Raw genomic sequence first — 15354 nt, 5'->3', positions numbered from 1 at the left:
GGTCTTCCGACAAATCCAGTGATAAAATTGAATTGCTTCCTAGCATATTCTTTGATGTCCGATAATGTAAACTTATTGGACATAGCGCCGAGACGCAAGGCGGGGCGGTTTGTTCGCTATTAACTGGACAAAAGCGCCGCGAAAGTATAGGCTTTGGGCATGACATTTGCCCGGCCGGATCACATCAGCGACCTCGATACACTACCCCGGATGCCCGCCTGGGTCACCTCCGCACGTTCTGAAACCCTTGAAGATGTTGCGTTTTCGTCGGGCGCGGCGCTGAACCACCTGCATCTTGTGTTGGGACGCGAGGACGTGCCTCACGCCTTGATGCGGGACCGCTTGGCGCTGCGTGCAGCCGAGGCCTGTGTAACGTTCTCTGGCCGCCCGGAGCGGGCCAGGGAACTGCGCGACTTGCTGCATCTGCTGCGCCCCGGCGACCTGCCCGGACCGGCGGGTGAGATCTACTTGTCTTGGCGGCGCACCACTGAACGGCCGGTGTCGGTCAGCGTTCTGTGCCGCGCTGTGCCGACCCTGGAGCAGAGCCAGATTGCCAGATGGCTTAATGCGGGGCAGGGGGCGCCGGTCTCTCGCGCGGCGATGGTGCTGGAGACGGTTCTTAATGAGGCACCGCAGGCAGAAGTGTCGGCGCTGATCTTAGCGGAGGCGTCCCTCGCTCAGTCGCTCGAATGGAAACATCTTATACCATTGCTGGCCCCGGGCCTAAGACGTGCGGACCTGCGCAAACAAGGTGATGACCTTCGCCTCGCCTGTCATCGGGCTCTCATTGCTTCGGCGGTCGAGACGATACGCCTTGCTGCCGATCTCGCGCGGCGGGCAGAGCATGTCAAAGCAGTTGCGCCGAACCTGCGCGCCAAGGGGGCAGGAGAAGCCGTAGAGATGTTTTTGGCGCGCGACGCCGTGGCAGCAGCTGCACTGCCTTTGCCATCGCGGGCGGCTCGGCGGCTTTGCGACCGGCTTGTCGAGCTGGGGGCCGTGCGGGAACTCACCGGCCGCGACACGTTCCGGCTCTACGGGGTATAGGGATGGCGAAGGATCGCTCTGAACCGGAGCTGGACCGCGAGTTGGCCGACCTTCCACCAGAGCTACGCTGGCGGGAATGGATGCGACGGATCGAAGCGGTGCTTTTTGCTTCTGCTTCACCTGTGCCGCGCGCGGATCTGGCGCGGGTGGTAGGGCAGGGAGCGGCAGTCGACCTGTTAATCGAAGACCTCAGCGCTGATTTGGACGGGCGGGCGTTTGAGGTCGCCAAGGTGGCAGGTGGCTGGATGATGCGCACACGCTCTGCCTATGCCCCAGCGATCCGCGCAGCTGCAGATGTTAGTGAACAACTGCTGGACCTGAATGAATTCGACGTCGCGGTGCTGGCGGCCATAGCATACCACCAACCGATTACACGCGAAGGTCTTAAGGATATTTTTGGCAAAGAGATCAGCCGCGATTTGATTGGTCGGCTCCATGCGCGGAGTCTGATCGGTACCGGTCCACGATCGCCGAAGCGTGGCGCGCCTTATACCTTCGTGACTACAGAGCAGTTCCTCGTCGCATATAATCTGGAGACTGTGCGCGATCTGCCAGACAAGGAACAGTTGGAAGACGCGGGCTTCACTGCAGAGAGCAACAAGGCCAACATATAAATGCTATTCAAAACCATTTGCTTTGTGAAGTTTTTTGGTCGAAAACAATTTTAGGGTGCCCGGTGACGCCCTGTTCCACCTCGGCTTGAACTTCCATGGGCCGCGGTAAACTGCGGCGGCCTTCGTTCCATTCCCTGGCTCTTGAGGGTCGTCGCCTTTCTTCGAACATCCCAAAGTGCATCAGGTTGGGCAGACCAGTGGCAACCTGCCATCATATTTGCTTTTTCCTAAAGCGTACGTATATGCATTTTGTGAATGTCAGTTGTGGTTCATTCACGGCGGTGCATCCTCTCTGTAGCACCGAATAACTGCGGCGACCCTTTCCCCTTTTTACCCCAAGTGGGTCGTCGCTACTTTTTCTGCAGACTGCGCTGCTTGCGCGAGCCGGAACAAGTACAGGCGGTGAGTTTGAACCAAAATATGAAAGTCTCGTTTGGTGTGCGTGTAGAGATTGGCAACCAATTTAGAAGTGACGATCGGCTCGGTATCAGTGCAGCTTGTCGGGAAATATTTCGCGCAGTTCACTATCACCGAAACCTTAGATGGAGGCTTGATTGCCCAGTGGCCCTGTCCCTAAGAAGGGCGTTTGAGACGGTCGGCGATTTAGATTAGAACCCATGGTGCCTTTGGATTCCGGTTTCCAATTGATCCTCGTTAGTCCTTCTCGGTAGTGGTGACCATTGTCCGGAAGATGCCTACTCGTTCGCCGAGGTGCGTCCTTAGCCTTGTAAATCGTTAAGAATCTGTTTGATTGGTTAAGTATTTATTCGCGTTAAACACGAACAAAACAGAGGATAGGCCATGCGGTTCATAGCACATTTACTCGGAGCAACCTCGATGACCTTATTGTCATCAATGGCGTTTGCCCAGGAGGGCGAGCGCGGTCGCGATGATCAACTCAACATTATCTACTGGCAAGCGGCCTCAATCTTGAACCCCTATCTATCCGGCGGTGTGAAAGAGCGCGATGCTTCCAGCATGGTGCTTGAGCCTTTGGCCAACGCCGATGAGAAAGGCGAGCTTGTTCCGAAACTGGCGGTCGAAATCCCAACGGTCGAGAACGGCGGCATGACCGAAGACCTAACGGCTATCACTTGGAAACTGAAGGAAGGGGTGACTTGGTCCGACGGCACGCCGCTTACCGCCGAGGATGTTAAGTTTACGGCAGATTATTGCATGAACCCCGAAGGCGGTTGCGCACAACTGTCAAAGTTCAATGACGTGAAAGAAGTCGAAGTCATTGATGACCACACCGTGACGATCCATTTCGACGAGCCGAAACCGTACCCCTATCTGCCATTCGTGGGCGCGGCCGTGCCCATCCTTCAGGCCGCCCAGTTTGCGGAATGCACCGGCGCGCGGGCACCGGGTTGTACGGAGGAGAACTTCAACCCGATTGGCAGCGGCCCCTTTGTGGTGACGGATTTTCGGCCTAACGACTCAATCCAGCTTGTCGCGAATGACAATTACCGCGATCCCAGCAAGCCTGCTTTCGCCAAGCTCAACTTCAAAGGCGGCGGGGATTCCGTGTCAGCCGCGCGCACGGTGATGGAGACGGGCGAGTTTGACTACGCTTGGGATCTGTTGATGGCTCCCGATGTGCTGGAAAAGATTGCCGAAGGCGGAACCGGCAAGCCTATTTTTGAGTTCGGCCCTTTGGTGGAGCGGATCGAGATCAATATGACGAACCCCTCGCCGGACCTGCCGCCGGAAACCCGGGCGACGGTGGAGGAACCGCATCCTTTCCTTACCGATCGGCGCGTTCGTCAGGCCATGAGTATGGCCATTGATCGCGAATTGCTGAACGAAATCGGCTATGGTCAAGCGGGTCGGCCAACCTGCAATTTGGTCCCCGCGCCGCCGATCTATAGCTCTGATAACACCGAATGTCTGACACAGGATTTGGAAGCGGCGAAGACGCTTTTGGATGAAGCGGGCTGGCAGGACCAAGACGGGGACGGCGTGCGCGAGAAAGACGGTATGCGTCTGTCGATCCTGTTCCAGACCTCCACCAATGCGGTGCGCCAAGACTTTCAGGCGCTGATCAAAGATTGGTGGAACCAGATCGGCATCGAGGTTGAGTTGCGCAACATCGACGCGTCGGTCTTTTTCGGCGGCGACCCCGGTAGCCCCGACACTTTTCCCAAGTTCTATGCCGATGTCGAAATGTATGCGAACCTCTATGACGGCACTGATCCGCAAGCCTATCTCGCGCAGCGCCGTTGTGGGAATGAGCCAAAACCATCAACCCAGTGGCAGGGCGAGAACATCAACCGCTTTTGCGATGAGGAATACGACTCTCTGCTGGATGAGCTATCTCGCACCAGCAAGATCGAAGAGCGGGCGCGTCTGGTGAAACGTCTGAATGACATTATCACCACCGAAAGCAAATCTATGCTGCCGTTAATCAACCGCGCGGCGGTGGCAGCACAGGGTAACACGCTTGGTGGCGTCAAGCTGAACGCTTGGGACAGCGACCTGTGGAACGTCGCCGACTGGTACCGCACAGAAGGCTGAACGAAAAAGCGGTGGTCCTATGTAGGGCTGCCGCTCCAACCTGAAGGAATGCTATTCAGAAGAACGGCTTTCAGAAAGAAGCCTTAGTGGCGCCAGGCCACATTTTTCCTGAAACGCTCATGCGCATTCATAGCTGTTCCTGCGTTCTTCTGAGCAAAGCTAGCACAGTCACCGCAGGAAAAAATCATCAGATCGTCGAGCTCTCAGTAGCCCACCATTACGCGGTGTAGCACCCGCCGCCCTGGCGTCAGCCCTTCGACCTTTGCAACGATCGACTGCGCGTCGATGCCGAAATGCCGGTAGAGGTCGGCGATGGTGCCGGTCTGGCCGAAATGTTCCACCCCGAGCGGCACCGTCTGATGCCCCACGACCGCGCCCAGCCACGACAGTGTCGCTGGATGGCCGTCAATCACCGTCACCAGCTTGCAGTCGCGCGGCAGCTCAGACAGCAGCGTCTCGATATGGCTTTGCGCCGCGTGGTTGCCGCGCGCCCGGGCGCGCTGTGCCGCGGTCCAGCCGGCATTCAGCCGGTCGGCGGAGGTCACCGCCAGCACGCCCACGTCGCGCCGGCCCTCGGCGATGCTGCCCGCGGCCTTGATTGCTTCGGGCGCGACGGCACCTTGATAGGCGATCACCACGTCGCAGTTCGGCCCGGGCTTGCGCAGCCAATAGGCGCCGTCGATGGCGCCTTGGCGGAAATCCTCGTCGACGCGTTTGCCGGGCTGTTCGATGGGGTTGGTCGTCAGCCGCAGATAAACCGAGCCGCCGGTCTCATCGCGCAGCCATGTGCGCTCGTCCGGATCGCCCTCGCCGTCGCGTTGCAGGTAGTCGAAGGCCCAGCCCATGATGACCGCAAGTTCATCGGCAAAAGCGGGCTCGAAACCCGCCAGTCCATCCTGGCTCATCCCAATGAGCGGCGAGCCAATGGATTGGTGCGCGCCACCCTCGGGCGCCAACGTGACGCCCGAGGGGGTGCCCACGATCATGAAGCGCGCATCCTGATAACAAGCGTAGTTCAGCGCGTCCAAGCCGCGGGCGACGAAGGGGTCGAAGACCGTACCGATGGGAATGACCCGCTTGCCGAAGAGCGAATGGGACAGGCCCGCGGCGCCCAGAAGCAGGAAGAGGTTCATCTCGGCGATGCCCAGCTCGATATGCTGGCCCTCAGGGGTGAACTCCCATTTTGCGGTGGAGGGGATTTTCTCATTGATGAAGGTGTCGGCCTGTTCGCTGCGCGCGAAGAGCTTGCGCCGGTTCACCCATGGCCCGAGGTTCGTGGTCCCGGTCACGTCCGGCGACATGGTGACGATGCGGGAGGCGAGATCGCTGTCGCCCTTCGACAGATCGTCGAGAATTTTGCCAAAGGCCATCTGCGTGGAGATTTCGCGGTCGCTCGACAGTTCGATCTGCGGCACCGGCAGCGTGGTATCATTGTAACGGCGACGGCCCTTGGCGAAGAAGGGCACGCGGTCAAGCGCCGCTTGCAACGCATCCGGGTCTTCGACGGTGGCGAAGGGCTCCCATTCCTCCCCCTCGGCCACGCCCATGTGTTTCTGCCAGTCGGCCATCTGGGTCTTGGTCATCAGACCGCCGTGGTTGTCCTTGTGCCCCGCGATCGGCGTGCCCCAGCCCTTGATGGTATAGGCAAGGAAACAGACCGGGCGGTCGTGGTCGATGGCGGCGAATGTCTCGGCCATGGTCTGAACGCAATTGCCGCCGAGGTTCTCCATCAGCTCGGCCAGTTCATCGTCGCTGCGCGCGTCGATGAGTGCCGTCACATCGCCCTGATCGCCAAGCGCTTCCATCAGCCGCTCGCGCCAGACCGCGCCGCCCTGATAGGTCAGCGCCGAGTAGAGCTGGTTGGGGCAATTGTCGATCCAGTCGCGCAGATTGTCGCCGCCCGGCTCCTCGAACGCCGCACGCTGCAATGCGCCGTATTTCACCTTCACCACATCCCAGCCGAAGGCGTCGAAAATTTGCTCGATGCGTTTGAACAGCCCCTCGCGCACCACCCCGTCGAGCGACTGGCGGTTGTAGATGATCCACCATGTGTTGCGCAGGTCGTTCTTCCAGCCCTCCTGCAGGGCCTCGTAGATGTTGCCCTCGTCCAACTCGGCATCGCCCACCAAGGCGACCATGCGGCCCAGATTGACATCCGCGCCCCAGTCTTTCGCGGTGATGTAATCCTGCACCAGCGAGGCGAAGGAGGTCACCGCGACGCCAAGCCCGACCGATCCGGTGGAGAAATCCACGTCATCCACGTCCTTGGTGCGACTGGGGTAGCTCTGCACGCCCTGAAACCCGCGGAAATTCTCCATCTTCTCGCGGGTCTGGTTACCCATCAGGTATTGCATCGCGTGGAAGATCGGCGAGGCATGCGGCTTCACCGCCACCCGGTCCTCTGGCCGCAGGGCGCTGAAGTAAAGCGCCGTCATGATCGACACCATCGAGGCCGAGGACGCCTGATGCCCGCCCACCTTGATCCCGTCCACCTTGGGCCGGATGTGGTTCGCGTTGTGGATCATCCAGTGCGACAGCCACAGCAGACGTTGTTCGATGGTCTTGAGGAGAAGTGGGTCAGATGTCATGGTCATTCCTCATTAAAATGAGACTTTCTGCTTATTGTATTTGAAGATCACCTACGCACGCTAGTGCGCCGATATAAATTCGAAGCATTGGCAATAGATGAATAACTATCAGACAACTGATCCCCCTAAAGTCATATTCGATCAGTCCGTTAAGTCAGATGAGCGATGACCAGCTATTCATCCCGGTATAAAACTATCGCATCCAGCCCCCCCGACCTTGCTAGGCTCAGGACCCATTGATTTCCGGTTTGGCGCATGTTTCACGGCTCTGAAAACGGAGCGGTGATATGTCTGATCTTTTCTGGCTGACGGACGCGCAGATGGCGCGGCTTGAGCCCTACTTCCCGAAGTCCCATGGCAAACCACGCGTCGATGATCGGCGTGTCTTGAGCGGCATTATCTTCATAAATCGCAATGGGTTGCGTTGGCGTGATGCTCCGAAGGAGTATGGGCCCCACAAGACCTTGTACAACAGATGGAAGCGCTGGAGTGACAAAGGCATCTTCGCTCAGATGATGGCTGGTTTTACGGCCGAGCATGGTGAAAAGAAGACGGTGATGATCGACGCCACCTATCTGAAAGCACATCGCACGGCGTCCAGCATGGGCGTCAAAAAAGGGGGCGCGGCCGCCTGATCGGCCGGACCAAGGGCGGCATGAATACGAAGCTCCACGCCATCTGCGACAGCCAGGGGCGCCCGCTGGACTTCTTTGTCACCGCCGGACAGGTCAGTGACTACATCGGCGCACGAGCCCTGCTCGGCAACCTGCCAAATGTGGAATGGCTCCTGGGTGACCGTGGCTATGATGCGGATTGGTTCCGAGAAGCCCTGAAAGACAAGGGGATACGCGCCTGCATCCCCGGCCGGAGACAGCGCAAGAAGACCGTCAAATATGACAAGCGCCGGTACAAACGCCGCAACCGGATCGAGATTATGTTCGGGAGGCTCAAGGATTGGCGACGTGTCGCCACCCGATACGACAGGTGCCCCAAGGTCTTCCTCTCAGCACTCGTCATCTACTGGCTTCGAAGCTCAATGAGTCCAGACCCTAGGTGTCCGGTGAAACGGGGGCCGGTCCATTCAGCAGATGCAAGCTTCTTCGTTTAAGACAAAGGGCCGTGAGGCCCAGATGCGGGGGCAGCCAAACAACTCTCGGTAACTTTAAGTAACTCTCATACCGCCAACCTCAAGCTTGCCAAGAGACGCCTTACGAGCATGACACTAAGCTCGCGGATGCATCGCATCCACCTCCGAATACCTAGCTGATTCAAAGCCAGCGTTCGGGAGTGCCTTGTTGAGCAACAGGCCCTATACACCCTACGGACAGCAGATTACCGTCGGCGCGAGAGTTCGACTCTCTCCACTCCTACCGCTCCCTTCGGCGAAGTTATTGGGCCCGCAATAACTCGGGGCAACTGTCAGTATGAGGGGCGAAGAGATAGTGATGACACAAGCGATTGCGCTGGCAGCCGTACAAGACGTGATCGCAGCACAGTATCCAGCACTGTCGATCGATCTGGTCGCCCAAGTGCATTATGTGCGACCCCATGAAATCGCGCATATCGACGTCTATGGATGCGATGATACCACGCGACGTCGGGCCATCAGGCAGCAAGCTGTGAGCTTGTTACGGCAGCTCGGCATCCGTGTGGAGTTGATCGGCGGGCATGACGTCTATACAGTATCGCCGGACCGCTCGGAACGCTTGGCGTTGCAGGGCTACGCTGACAGATTGTACCTCTTTGCGTGCTCTGAAGCGGGAACATATGTCGATCCACAGCGGCTGTCAGCGCCACTGCGAGAGCGTGTTGATGCCCAGGTGGCGCGGCAAAGGCCTGTCATTAACGGCCGCGAGTATTATTACGCCAACGACGTTGAGGCCGCGCTTGAGGGACATAGATGACCCGTGGCGCCAATATCCTTCAGTGTAGATCTGCCATCCGGTGTGAGAGGGCGCTGGCAGCTTGGCGCCAGATTAGGTCAGACCTCGAGGCCGTTGGTCTGAAATTGAAGCTCTTCGGCTCCTTGGCGAGGGGTGGTTTTTCCAGCCATTCTGATATCGATATCCTGGTCCAACTGGGGGAAAGCGGTCTGTCCAGATCAGCCGTCGAACGTGTCATCAGCAAGGTTTCGGGTGACATACCTGTCGATCTGATCTTCGTCGAGGATTTGACCCAGTCAGATTTGGAGACGTTGCTTGGCGCCTGATGGAAATTTGCTGTTCGCGCCAGGCGTAACTTATATTGAGGTAAGGTGCTGGGACTGCGGTCACATGGTGACGCGCCGACCGGGCGATGTGCCCAAGGGGATGAACAAGCATGATTACGAGCGCCGATCTGTATGCAGATGTGGCACAGGCTGGCCTCAGGTGACGCGGCACCCACGCACGACATCTACATCGATGTAGATGCTGGCGTAGCGCTAAAATCGGAACCAGGGACACGAGGATTTTCAATCCACTGCTCTACTCCTAAGCTATTCGGGCACCATAGGATCGGTCGGACTTCGTATTTGCTAGGTGGTCGCTCAAAGTTGCGTCAACCGCCTTTCCAAGGCGCACATTATCCTTAAAATAAGGCCTGATCGGCTTTTTAGATGGCGCTAAAGCCGCCCCAGCACCGCCTTAGCTCAATTGATTAGAGCGCTTAATTGTGAATCAAGAGGTCCCTGGTTTAGGGGCATGAGGAGGTACCACCCTTAGCCCCAGGTGAATGCAAGATTTAGGTTCTGGCGCCTTGTTCAGTTGAGCACAGACCCTGTGCGCTGCACCGCCGAAACTAAGGTGCGAAATCTATCGTTTCTTCACCAGAACGCCATCGCAATGAAGCGATGGAACGGGTTTGAAAGGAACTGAACATGAAGCTGATCATCACAACAGCTGCCGCCGCCCTGATTTCCACTGCCGCCACTGCGGATGTGTCCACCTATACCAAGGACCTCTTCCTCGACACTTCGATCGGTGCTGAGAACGTCTATAGCGACGAGACCCGCGTTTTGGCGAACGGTGAGTCCACCAAGGCCAACGACATCACCTTCGATACTGCCGACAACACATTCGAAGCCGACACGGTGTTCAGCACCAGCGGCGACCTGCGCAGTCCTGGCGAAGGCTATATCTACGGTGGCTACGGCCCCGGCAATGACAGCCGCTAAAGCTGACCCGTCGCAACCTCATCGATGGGCACAAATGTAGAAAGGCTGTTAATATTCGCGGGGTCTAATCTGCCCCTTCTGCGTGCGTGAGATGGCGCCCGAAAAATGCCCGGGCGATACGAAAAAGCAGCGCGAATTTCTCGCGCTGCTTTGCCGTTCACTTCTCTTGCTTCACCACCTTTTGCGGGTTCTTTGGATCGAACTCCTCGGGGCGGTGCGCCGCGCCTTCGTGGTCGTCCTGCGCATGGTGGCGCTCACGATGGGGCGGGCGTTTCTCTTTGGCGTGATCTGGCTCGTTTGGCATGTCACTCTCCTATTTTGCTATGCAGCGGCCTGCATGCCGGGTTTGAGGACCACTTTGGTCCAGTCGTTCTGGTCGAAGCGGAAGTTGTGATAGCCCTTGGCGGCCTGCTCCAGCGGCAGGCGGTGGCTGATCATGAAGCGGGTGTCGATCTCGCCCTCGGCGATGCGGTGCAAAAGCTCCTTGGTGTAGCGCTGCACATGGGTCTGGCCGGTGCGGATTTGCAGACCTTTCTCCATCATCGCGCCCAAGGGGAACTTGTCGAGGAAGCCGCCATAGACACCGGGGACGGAGACGCGACCGCCCTTGCGGCAAGCCATGATCGCTTCGCGCAGCACATGGCCCCCATCGGCACCGACGCCGACCGCCTGTTTGACGTTGTCCATCATCGTGTCGGGCGCGAAACCGTGGCTTTCCATGCCGACCGCATCAATCACCGCATCGGGGCCGTGACCGCCCGACATCTCCATCAGCGCCTCCAGCACATGGGTCTGGGTGTAGTCGATCACCTTGGCCCCCATCTGCCGCGCGAGGTTCAGCCGGTTCGGATAGTGGTCGATCGCGATGACCTGAGCGGCCCCCATCTTGAGCGCGCTTTGCACGGCGAAAAGCCCCACCGGGCCGCAGCCCCAAACGGCGACGGTGTCGCCCTCTTCGATGTCGGCGTTTTCGGCGGCCATCCAGCCGGTCGGGAGAATATCCGACAGGAACAGCACATCGTCATCGTCGAACCCTTCGGGAATGACGATCGGGCCGACATCGGAGAAAGGCACCCGCACATATTCTGCCTGCCCGCCGGGATAGCCGCCGGTCAGATGAGAATAGCCAAACAGCCCGCCAACCGCGTGGCCGAATTGCTTTTCGGTCAAATCCTGTTTGTCCGCCGGGTTGGAGTTGTCGCAGGCCGAATACTGTGTCTTTTTGCAGTGAAAGCAGGAGCCGCAGGAAATGGTGAATGGCACCACCACCCGCTGGTCTTTCTTGAGCGTGCTCTTGGGGCCGGTCTCGACCACCCGACCCATGAACTCATGGCCCAGAATATCGCCCGCCATAACGCCAGGGATTACGCCATCATAGAGGTGTAAATCAGAGCCACAGATCGCGGTCGAGGTGACCTCGATAATCGCGTCGCGGGGGTTGACGATTTCCGGATCGGGGACCGTATCGACCCGCACGTCGTGCTTGCCTTGCCATGTCAATGCGCGCATGTCTCTCTCCTCACTTGTCCGATTTGCGATTGGCGGAGGTGGCGATTTCGCCGGTCTCCATCAGCATTTTGAACCGCTTCAAATCCCGCCGCCCCTGAAGCGCGGGTTCGGCCTGAAACAGCTTGGCGATCCAGCGCCCCAGCTCCCCGGCGGGCGGGTTATAGGCGATGATCGCCTCCACCTCGGTGCCCCGGTCGCCCGGCGCGTCGCGGAACGAGACTTTGCCCTCCGTATCGATCTGCGAACTGTCGAGGGCGCGCCACGCGATCTCTTCCCCCGGTTTGTCACTGACCACTTCGGTCTCGACCCGCAGGTCTGTGCCCGCCGGGCCTGCGATCATCCAACGGAACTGCCCCTTGGCGGCGTCGATTGGCTCGACCACCTTCACGTTCTCCATGAACTCTGAGAGCTTCGTAAAGTCGCGCCAGTGGCGGTAGAGCTCGTCACGCGGACGGTCGATCGTCACCGTGCGTCCAACAACGGCATAGTCCCCGAAACGCGCCTGTTTCGCACTGCGCCCGGGCGCGGAATCTGCTGGCCGATGGCTCAGCCCGTCACGATCCCGCCGCGCGGCGTAGAGCGCATAGGCAGAGGCCCCGGCAAGCGCGCCGACGCCGAGCCCCCAGAACAGCGAGCTTTGCCGCTCTGTCAGCGCGTCCCGCGCGCCCTCAGCGGCACTGCGTTGGTCGTAAGGATAAGATGTCATCAAGAAACCTCCTGTTGCTGAACATTGGCGGATCGAGTGTTTCATCTTGAACGTGAGGGTCGCGGCTGGTGTTCCGAAGAAACTGCCCCGATAGCGATGCGCCGGCGGAAATCGACCGACCGGGCAGAGAGGTATGCCGCCGGTCATTGGAACCGTTCGTATGACCACCGGTTGTTCCCTTGCGGTCCGGCCCGAAGGAAAATGCAATGACGCCCCGCAAAGCTACGCCGCATGCGAAATGCGTAGGATATCCGATTGGTTTGAGATTGTTGTTCCCCCTCGCCGCCCTCAGCCTGCTCGCCGCATGCGATGACCTGCAGTTCATGTTTCAAAAGGCTTGTAGGTTAGTGCGAGAATCATGACCTATGCACCAACGCGAACATGGCGATGAAAATTCAGAACGGGATAGCCGCAATTTCGTCCTTGCGAGCCTCCTGTTCATCTGGCGTAAGCAGTTGACGACCAGAGCTTTCCTGTCTGAGGCACTCGGTATTCTGACGGAACGCCTTCTCCCGCTTTTGGCGGATAGAGTTCATCTCACTAGAGAGTTTTCGGCCACGCTTCGAGCCTTTGCCAACGACATGCCGGATACCTCCGAGGTGCGCTAACAATCGTGTCGATGTTATATCAATCTCGTCGAGCGTTACAGCGCGCTGAAAGTCTCTCCATAACTCTTTGGACCGCCGTTCCACACGCTTTGGAACCACTAAGTTACTGCCCACAACGCCGATACCAGTGATGAAAACAGCTTTGTTGCCCGTTTGATATTTCAGCTTGTGTGATTTCAATCCAGCCGATGAGATTATCTCTCGAACTTTCGCGACAAATTGGCCGGGTATAGAAGCTCCGGATATCGTAACATCATAAACCCTGTAAACACCATCAGAAATGTCACCGGCTCTGCAAAGTAGAAATGTCACCAGCGTGAGCGACGGAAGCAAGGCTTTGCAGCCCGGACCCCTTAAATATCGGAGGGTTGAAAAGCCTTGCGTGTGTCAGTGGAAAAGCTGGCGCTTCTCTTTCTTGGAGAAGAATGCAGCGAGCCCTTCTTCTACGTCCAGAACGCCGCGGTGCGCCGTACCAGCCCCACGCGGGTGAGATTCCTCATGGGAACGGAGCCGCTCAACCTTATCGGCATTTCTCGGCGCAGCGCTCATCGTTTCGGGGACTTTCCTTGGCCTTTGGGCCGAAAGGCCCCGCTGACGCTCGCAGAGCTTGAAAAGCATCGATCACAATCGCAACGCGACCGGAGCTGTTTTGCCCGTGACGTGCCCCTTACCTTGGCCTGAGCGAGTATGCCGCGCCATGCCCTGGGTGCCTGTTTCGGTGACGCCGCGCTGCATCTCCTGCCACCTCGGCACGCGGCAGGGTGGGGCCGATAGTGACGGACATGCCGGTCGCGGAGCGACTACGCGGTACGGCAATTACCTGCGCTCACCCGTCGGTCGGCAGGGAGGCATTTTGCACTTGCAGCGAATGGCAGTAAGGTCCGCAAAGCTGCCGGATGGCCAGATGGAGACTAAGGTCTGCTTTTCGCCACATCTGGACCGAACTCAGACGTTTATGTCACTGGCTAAATCCACCGTATTTGTCCCACCCGTGTTGACCATAGGTTTTATCCAACAGCAGACGTTCGTGGAGAGCGCGGCGAAAGTCGGGAACGAGCCCATTTGGGCTGTCACTGCTTAGTGCGCCAAAGACCCATAACCCCCTGCCGGCCAGCACATTGTGCTGGATCATGGCTAATCACCATTTCAAATAAATCCAGTAGCAGAACATTGCCACAAGCACCAAAATGACCTGCAATACCATTGCACGGATTAGGAATTTAGAACGCTTTAGGTCGGTATCGACATCGATCTTTTTCATGGGGAAGCCTTTTATGAAGAGCTGTCGCTTACTTTGCATTGCACAGGCGGCAACAACTGAAGTAGCGGGTAACACCTATCACAAAACACTGAGGATGGCACTTCCGATTTCGACGATTGGCAACAACGTCCGCTCGGTGGACCTTCCTGCACTGTGCAGCGAAGAGCGATAAAGCCTCGCCCAGCTCTTGGGCTGAAATGGGGAAAGTCCGGGTCAATTTAATACTATTTGTAATACGGTTTCACACCACGCTGTTCTGGCCGAACCAAGAAAGTGTTAAGCTGCCTTTCCCGTTTCCATATAGAAACTCCTGTAGCGACCGACCCTAACCCGCCGTTCACAATTTGCGCGGCGGAGGTCAGGTATGAGCCCAAAGTTCCGGACTCGCTGCGCAGTGGCGAATGTCGGTTTCCGGTTCGCACGTCAGCTTTTCCGCCAGATCACTCGGTTTCTGACAGATCACCCCGCGCATCCCGGATGATCATCCATGACGAATGCAGGAACAGCCCTGCGATGGCGAAAGCAACGATGAGGTCAGGCCAGGCACTGCCGAGCCAGGCGACCAGTCCGGCAGCGATCACCACGGCGAGGTTGCCGATGGCGTCGTTCCGGGAGAACAGCCATACGGCCCGCATGTTGGCGTCGCCCTTGCGGTGTTTTAGCAGCGGCAGCACCGCAAGAATGTTTACGATCAGCGCGCCCACGGCGAAGGCTCCCATTAACCCGGCCTCTGGTGTCGTCTGATTCAGGACACGCCAGATTGTGCTGCCGACAACGCCAAGCCCCAGAAATCCCAAGAACACGCCCTGGATCATCGCCGACCGCGCCCGCCATGTCAGACTCCAACCGATAGCGAGCAGGCCCAGAAAGGTGATTGCGCCGTCGCCCAAAAAATCCAGGGCATCTGCTTTCAAAGCTTGCGATCCGGACAGGAACCCGCCGAACATCTCGATCACCCCGTAGCCGAGATTGAGCAGGACCACGATCCAGAGCGCGCGGCGATAGCTCGGGTCTTTGTAAGCCGGATCGGACGATGTACCCCCGCTCTTGATCAGCTCAAAGCCATAGCCGGTTGCGTCCAGTGCTGGACGCACTTTCGGCAAGTCGTCTTCGGCGATCCGCAATGTCATGACATGGGTTGCGGCAGACACCTTCACATCGCCTTCAGCCACGCCCGCAGACCGAGCGGCCCGTTCGATCTCGGCGGCATCCTTGGCGCAGTCCATGCCATGCACCCGCATCCGGATCGGCAAAGACGTTGTAGGCAACGTGGTGTTATCTGCTCGGCTCATATGCGATCCTCTTGAAGGTAGCGTGCGAAAGAAGTCGCCGCTAACGTATCAGTGGATAATG

Annotated in this window: 14 protein-coding genes and 1 pseudogene; 7 read left to right on the top strand and 8 right to left on the bottom strand. The window is 58.2% G+C overall.

Features of this window, described 5'->3' with window-relative positions; all coding sequences use genetic code 11:
- Window positions 1–159: 159 nt before the first annotated feature.
- From AB4M76_RS01655 to AB4M76_RS01645, 3 genes are all read left to right on the top strand, one after another.
- On the top strand, window positions 160–1044 hold the full coding sequence (locus tag AB4M76_RS01655) for a DUF1403 family protein (RefSeq protein ID WP_368440078.1): 885 nt from the start codon (window positions 160–162) through the stop codon (window positions 1042–1044).
- 2 nt (window positions 1045–1046) lie between these two features.
- Window positions 1047–1658, top strand: coding sequence for an SMC-Scp complex subunit ScpB (locus AB4M76_RS01650; protein ID WP_368440077.1), 612 nt, complete (start codon window positions 1047–1049; stop codon window positions 1656–1658).
- 801 nt (window positions 1659–2459) lie between these two features.
- Window positions 2460–4175, top strand: a complete 1716-nt coding sequence (locus AB4M76_RS01645; RefSeq protein WP_368440076.1) for a peptide ABC transporter substrate-binding protein — start codon at window positions 2460–2462, stop codon at window positions 4173–4175.
- A gap of 203 nt (window positions 4176–4378) precedes the next feature.
- On the opposite strand, the gene AB4M76_RS01640 is transcribed toward AB4M76_RS01645, so the two are convergent.
- Window positions 4379–6763: a 1-deoxy-D-xylulose-5-phosphate synthase N-terminal domain-containing protein gene (locus AB4M76_RS01640; RefSeq protein WP_368440075.1), complete on the bottom strand. Its 2385-nt coding sequence runs from the start codon at window positions 6761–6763 to the stop codon at window positions 4379–4381.
- A gap of 287 nt (window positions 6764–7050) precedes the next feature.
- Here AB4M76_RS01640 and AB4M76_RS01635 point away from each other — a divergent pair.
- The 4 genes and pseudogenes from AB4M76_RS01635 to AB4M76_RS01620 all read left to right on the top strand — a co-directional run.
- Window positions 7051–7790, top strand: a pseudogene (locus AB4M76_RS01635) (IS5 family transposase); the annotation flags it as partial.
- Window positions 7791–8208: 418 nt separating this feature from the next.
- A complete protein-coding gene (locus AB4M76_RS01630; protein WP_368440074.1) occupies window positions 8209–8667 on the top strand; it encodes a hypothetical protein in 459 nt (152 codons plus the stop codon).
- Window positions 8664–8972, top strand: coding sequence for a nucleotidyltransferase domain-containing protein (locus AB4M76_RS01625; RefSeq protein ID WP_368440073.1), 309 nt, complete (start codon window positions 8664–8666; stop codon window positions 8970–8972). The genes AB4M76_RS01630 and AB4M76_RS01625 overlap by 4 nt, the downstream gene beginning before the upstream one ends.
- Before the next feature lie 648 nt (window positions 8973–9620).
- Window positions 9621–9917: a hypothetical protein gene (locus tag AB4M76_RS01620; protein ID WP_368440072.1), complete on the top strand. Its 297-nt coding sequence runs from the start codon at window positions 9621–9623 to the stop codon at window positions 9915–9917.
- 157 nt (window positions 9918–10074) lie between these two features.
- Here AB4M76_RS01620 and AB4M76_RS01615 read toward each other — a convergent pair whose 3' ends face one another.
- The 7 genes from AB4M76_RS01615 to AB4M76_RS01585 all read right to left on the bottom strand — a co-directional run bounded on the left by AB4M76_RS01615 (window position 10075) and on the right by AB4M76_RS01585 (window position 15227).
- Window positions 10075–10221, bottom strand: coding sequence for a hypothetical protein (locus tag AB4M76_RS01615; protein WP_368440071.1), 147 nt, complete (start codon window positions 10219–10221; stop codon window positions 10075–10077).
- 17 nt (window positions 10222–10238) lie between these two features.
- Entirely contained in the window at window positions 10239–11426 is a 1188-nt protein-coding gene (locus AB4M76_RS01610; RefSeq protein ID WP_271689205.1) for a zinc-dependent alcohol dehydrogenase, read from the bottom strand.
- Between the two features lie 10 nt (window positions 11427–11436).
- Entirely contained in the window at window positions 11437–12132 is a 696-nt protein-coding gene (locus AB4M76_RS01605) for an SRPBCC family protein (RefSeq protein ID WP_368440070.1), read from the bottom strand.
- 395 nt (window positions 12133–12527) lie between these two features.
- A complete protein-coding gene (locus AB4M76_RS01600) occupies window positions 12528–13073 on the bottom strand; it encodes a hypothetical protein (protein ID WP_368440069.1) in 546 nt (181 codons plus the stop codon).
- A 625-nt stretch (window positions 13074–13698) separates the two neighbouring features.
- On the bottom strand, window positions 13699–13872 hold the full coding sequence (locus AB4M76_RS01595; RefSeq protein ID WP_368440068.1) for a hypothetical protein: 174 nt from the start codon (window positions 13870–13872) through the stop codon (window positions 13699–13701).
- Window positions 13873–13878: 6 nt separating this feature from the next.
- Window positions 13879–14001, bottom strand: coding sequence for a hypothetical protein (locus AB4M76_RS01590; RefSeq protein ID WP_277871167.1), 123 nt, complete (start codon window positions 13999–14001; stop codon window positions 13879–13881).
- Between the two features lie 440 nt (window positions 14002–14441).
- Complete coding sequence (locus AB4M76_RS01585) at window positions 14442–15227, bottom strand: cation diffusion facilitator family transporter (protein ID WP_368440067.1); 786 nt, start codon at window positions 15225–15227, stop codon at window positions 14442–14444.
- Window positions 15228–15354 lie beyond the last annotated feature (127 nt).

This window comes from Sulfitobacter sp. PS-8MA (assembly GCF_040933935.1).
In the GTDB taxonomy this organism is placed as follows: Bacteria; Pseudomonadota; Alphaproteobacteria; order Rhodobacterales; family Rhodobacteraceae; genus Sulfitobacter.
This window is presented reverse-complemented; position numbering and strand designations above follow the sequence as displayed.

Excerpts from the sequence above, each read along its gene's own strand:
- AB4M76_RS01655 (WP_368440078.1), top strand. The coding sequence starts at position 160 with ATGACATTTGCCCGGCCGGATCACATCAGCGACCTCGATACACTACCC.
- AB4M76_RS01650 (WP_368440077.1), top strand. The coding sequence starts at position 1,047 with ATGGCGAAGGATCGCTCTGAACCGGAGCTGGACCGCGAGTTGGCCGAC.
- AB4M76_RS01645 (WP_368440076.1), top strand. The coding sequence starts at position 2,460 with ATGCGGTTCATAGCACATTTACTCGGAGCAACCTCGATGACCTTATTG.
- AB4M76_RS01640 (WP_368440075.1), bottom strand. The coding sequence starts at position 6,763 with ATGACATCTGACCCACTTCTCCTCAAGACCATCGAACAACGTCTGCTG.
- AB4M76_RS01630 (WP_368440074.1), top strand. The coding sequence starts at position 8,209 with ATGACACAAGCGATTGCGCTGGCAGCCGTACAAGACGTGATCGCAGCA.
- AB4M76_RS01625 (WP_368440073.1), top strand. The coding sequence starts at position 8,664 with ATGACCCGTGGCGCCAATATCCTTCAGTGTAGATCTGCCATCCGGTGT.
- AB4M76_RS01620 (WP_368440072.1), top strand. The coding sequence starts at position 9,621 with ATGAAGCTGATCATCACAACAGCTGCCGCCGCCCTGATTTCCACTGCC.
- AB4M76_RS01615 (WP_368440071.1), bottom strand. The coding sequence starts at position 10,221 with ATGCCAAACGAGCCAGATCACGCCAAAGAGAAACGCCCGCCCCATCGT.
- AB4M76_RS01610 (WP_271689205.1), bottom strand. The coding sequence starts at position 11,426 with ATGCGCGCATTGACATGGCAAGGCAAGCACGACGTGCGGGTCGATACG.
- AB4M76_RS01605 (WP_368440070.1), bottom strand. The coding sequence starts at position 12,132 with ATGACATCTTATCCTTACGACCAACGCAGTGCCGCTGAGGGCGCGCGG.
- AB4M76_RS01595 (WP_368440068.1), bottom strand. The coding sequence starts at position 13,872 with ATGATCCAGCACAATGTGCTGGCCGGCAGGGGGTTATGGGTCTTTGGC.
- AB4M76_RS01590 (WP_277871167.1), bottom strand. The coding sequence starts at position 14,001 with ATGAAAAAGATCGATGTCGATACCGACCTAAAGCGTTCTAAATTCCTA.
- AB4M76_RS01585 (WP_368440067.1), bottom strand. The coding sequence starts at position 15,227 with ATGGACTGCGCCAAGGATGCCGCCGAGATCGAACGGGCCGCTCGGTCT.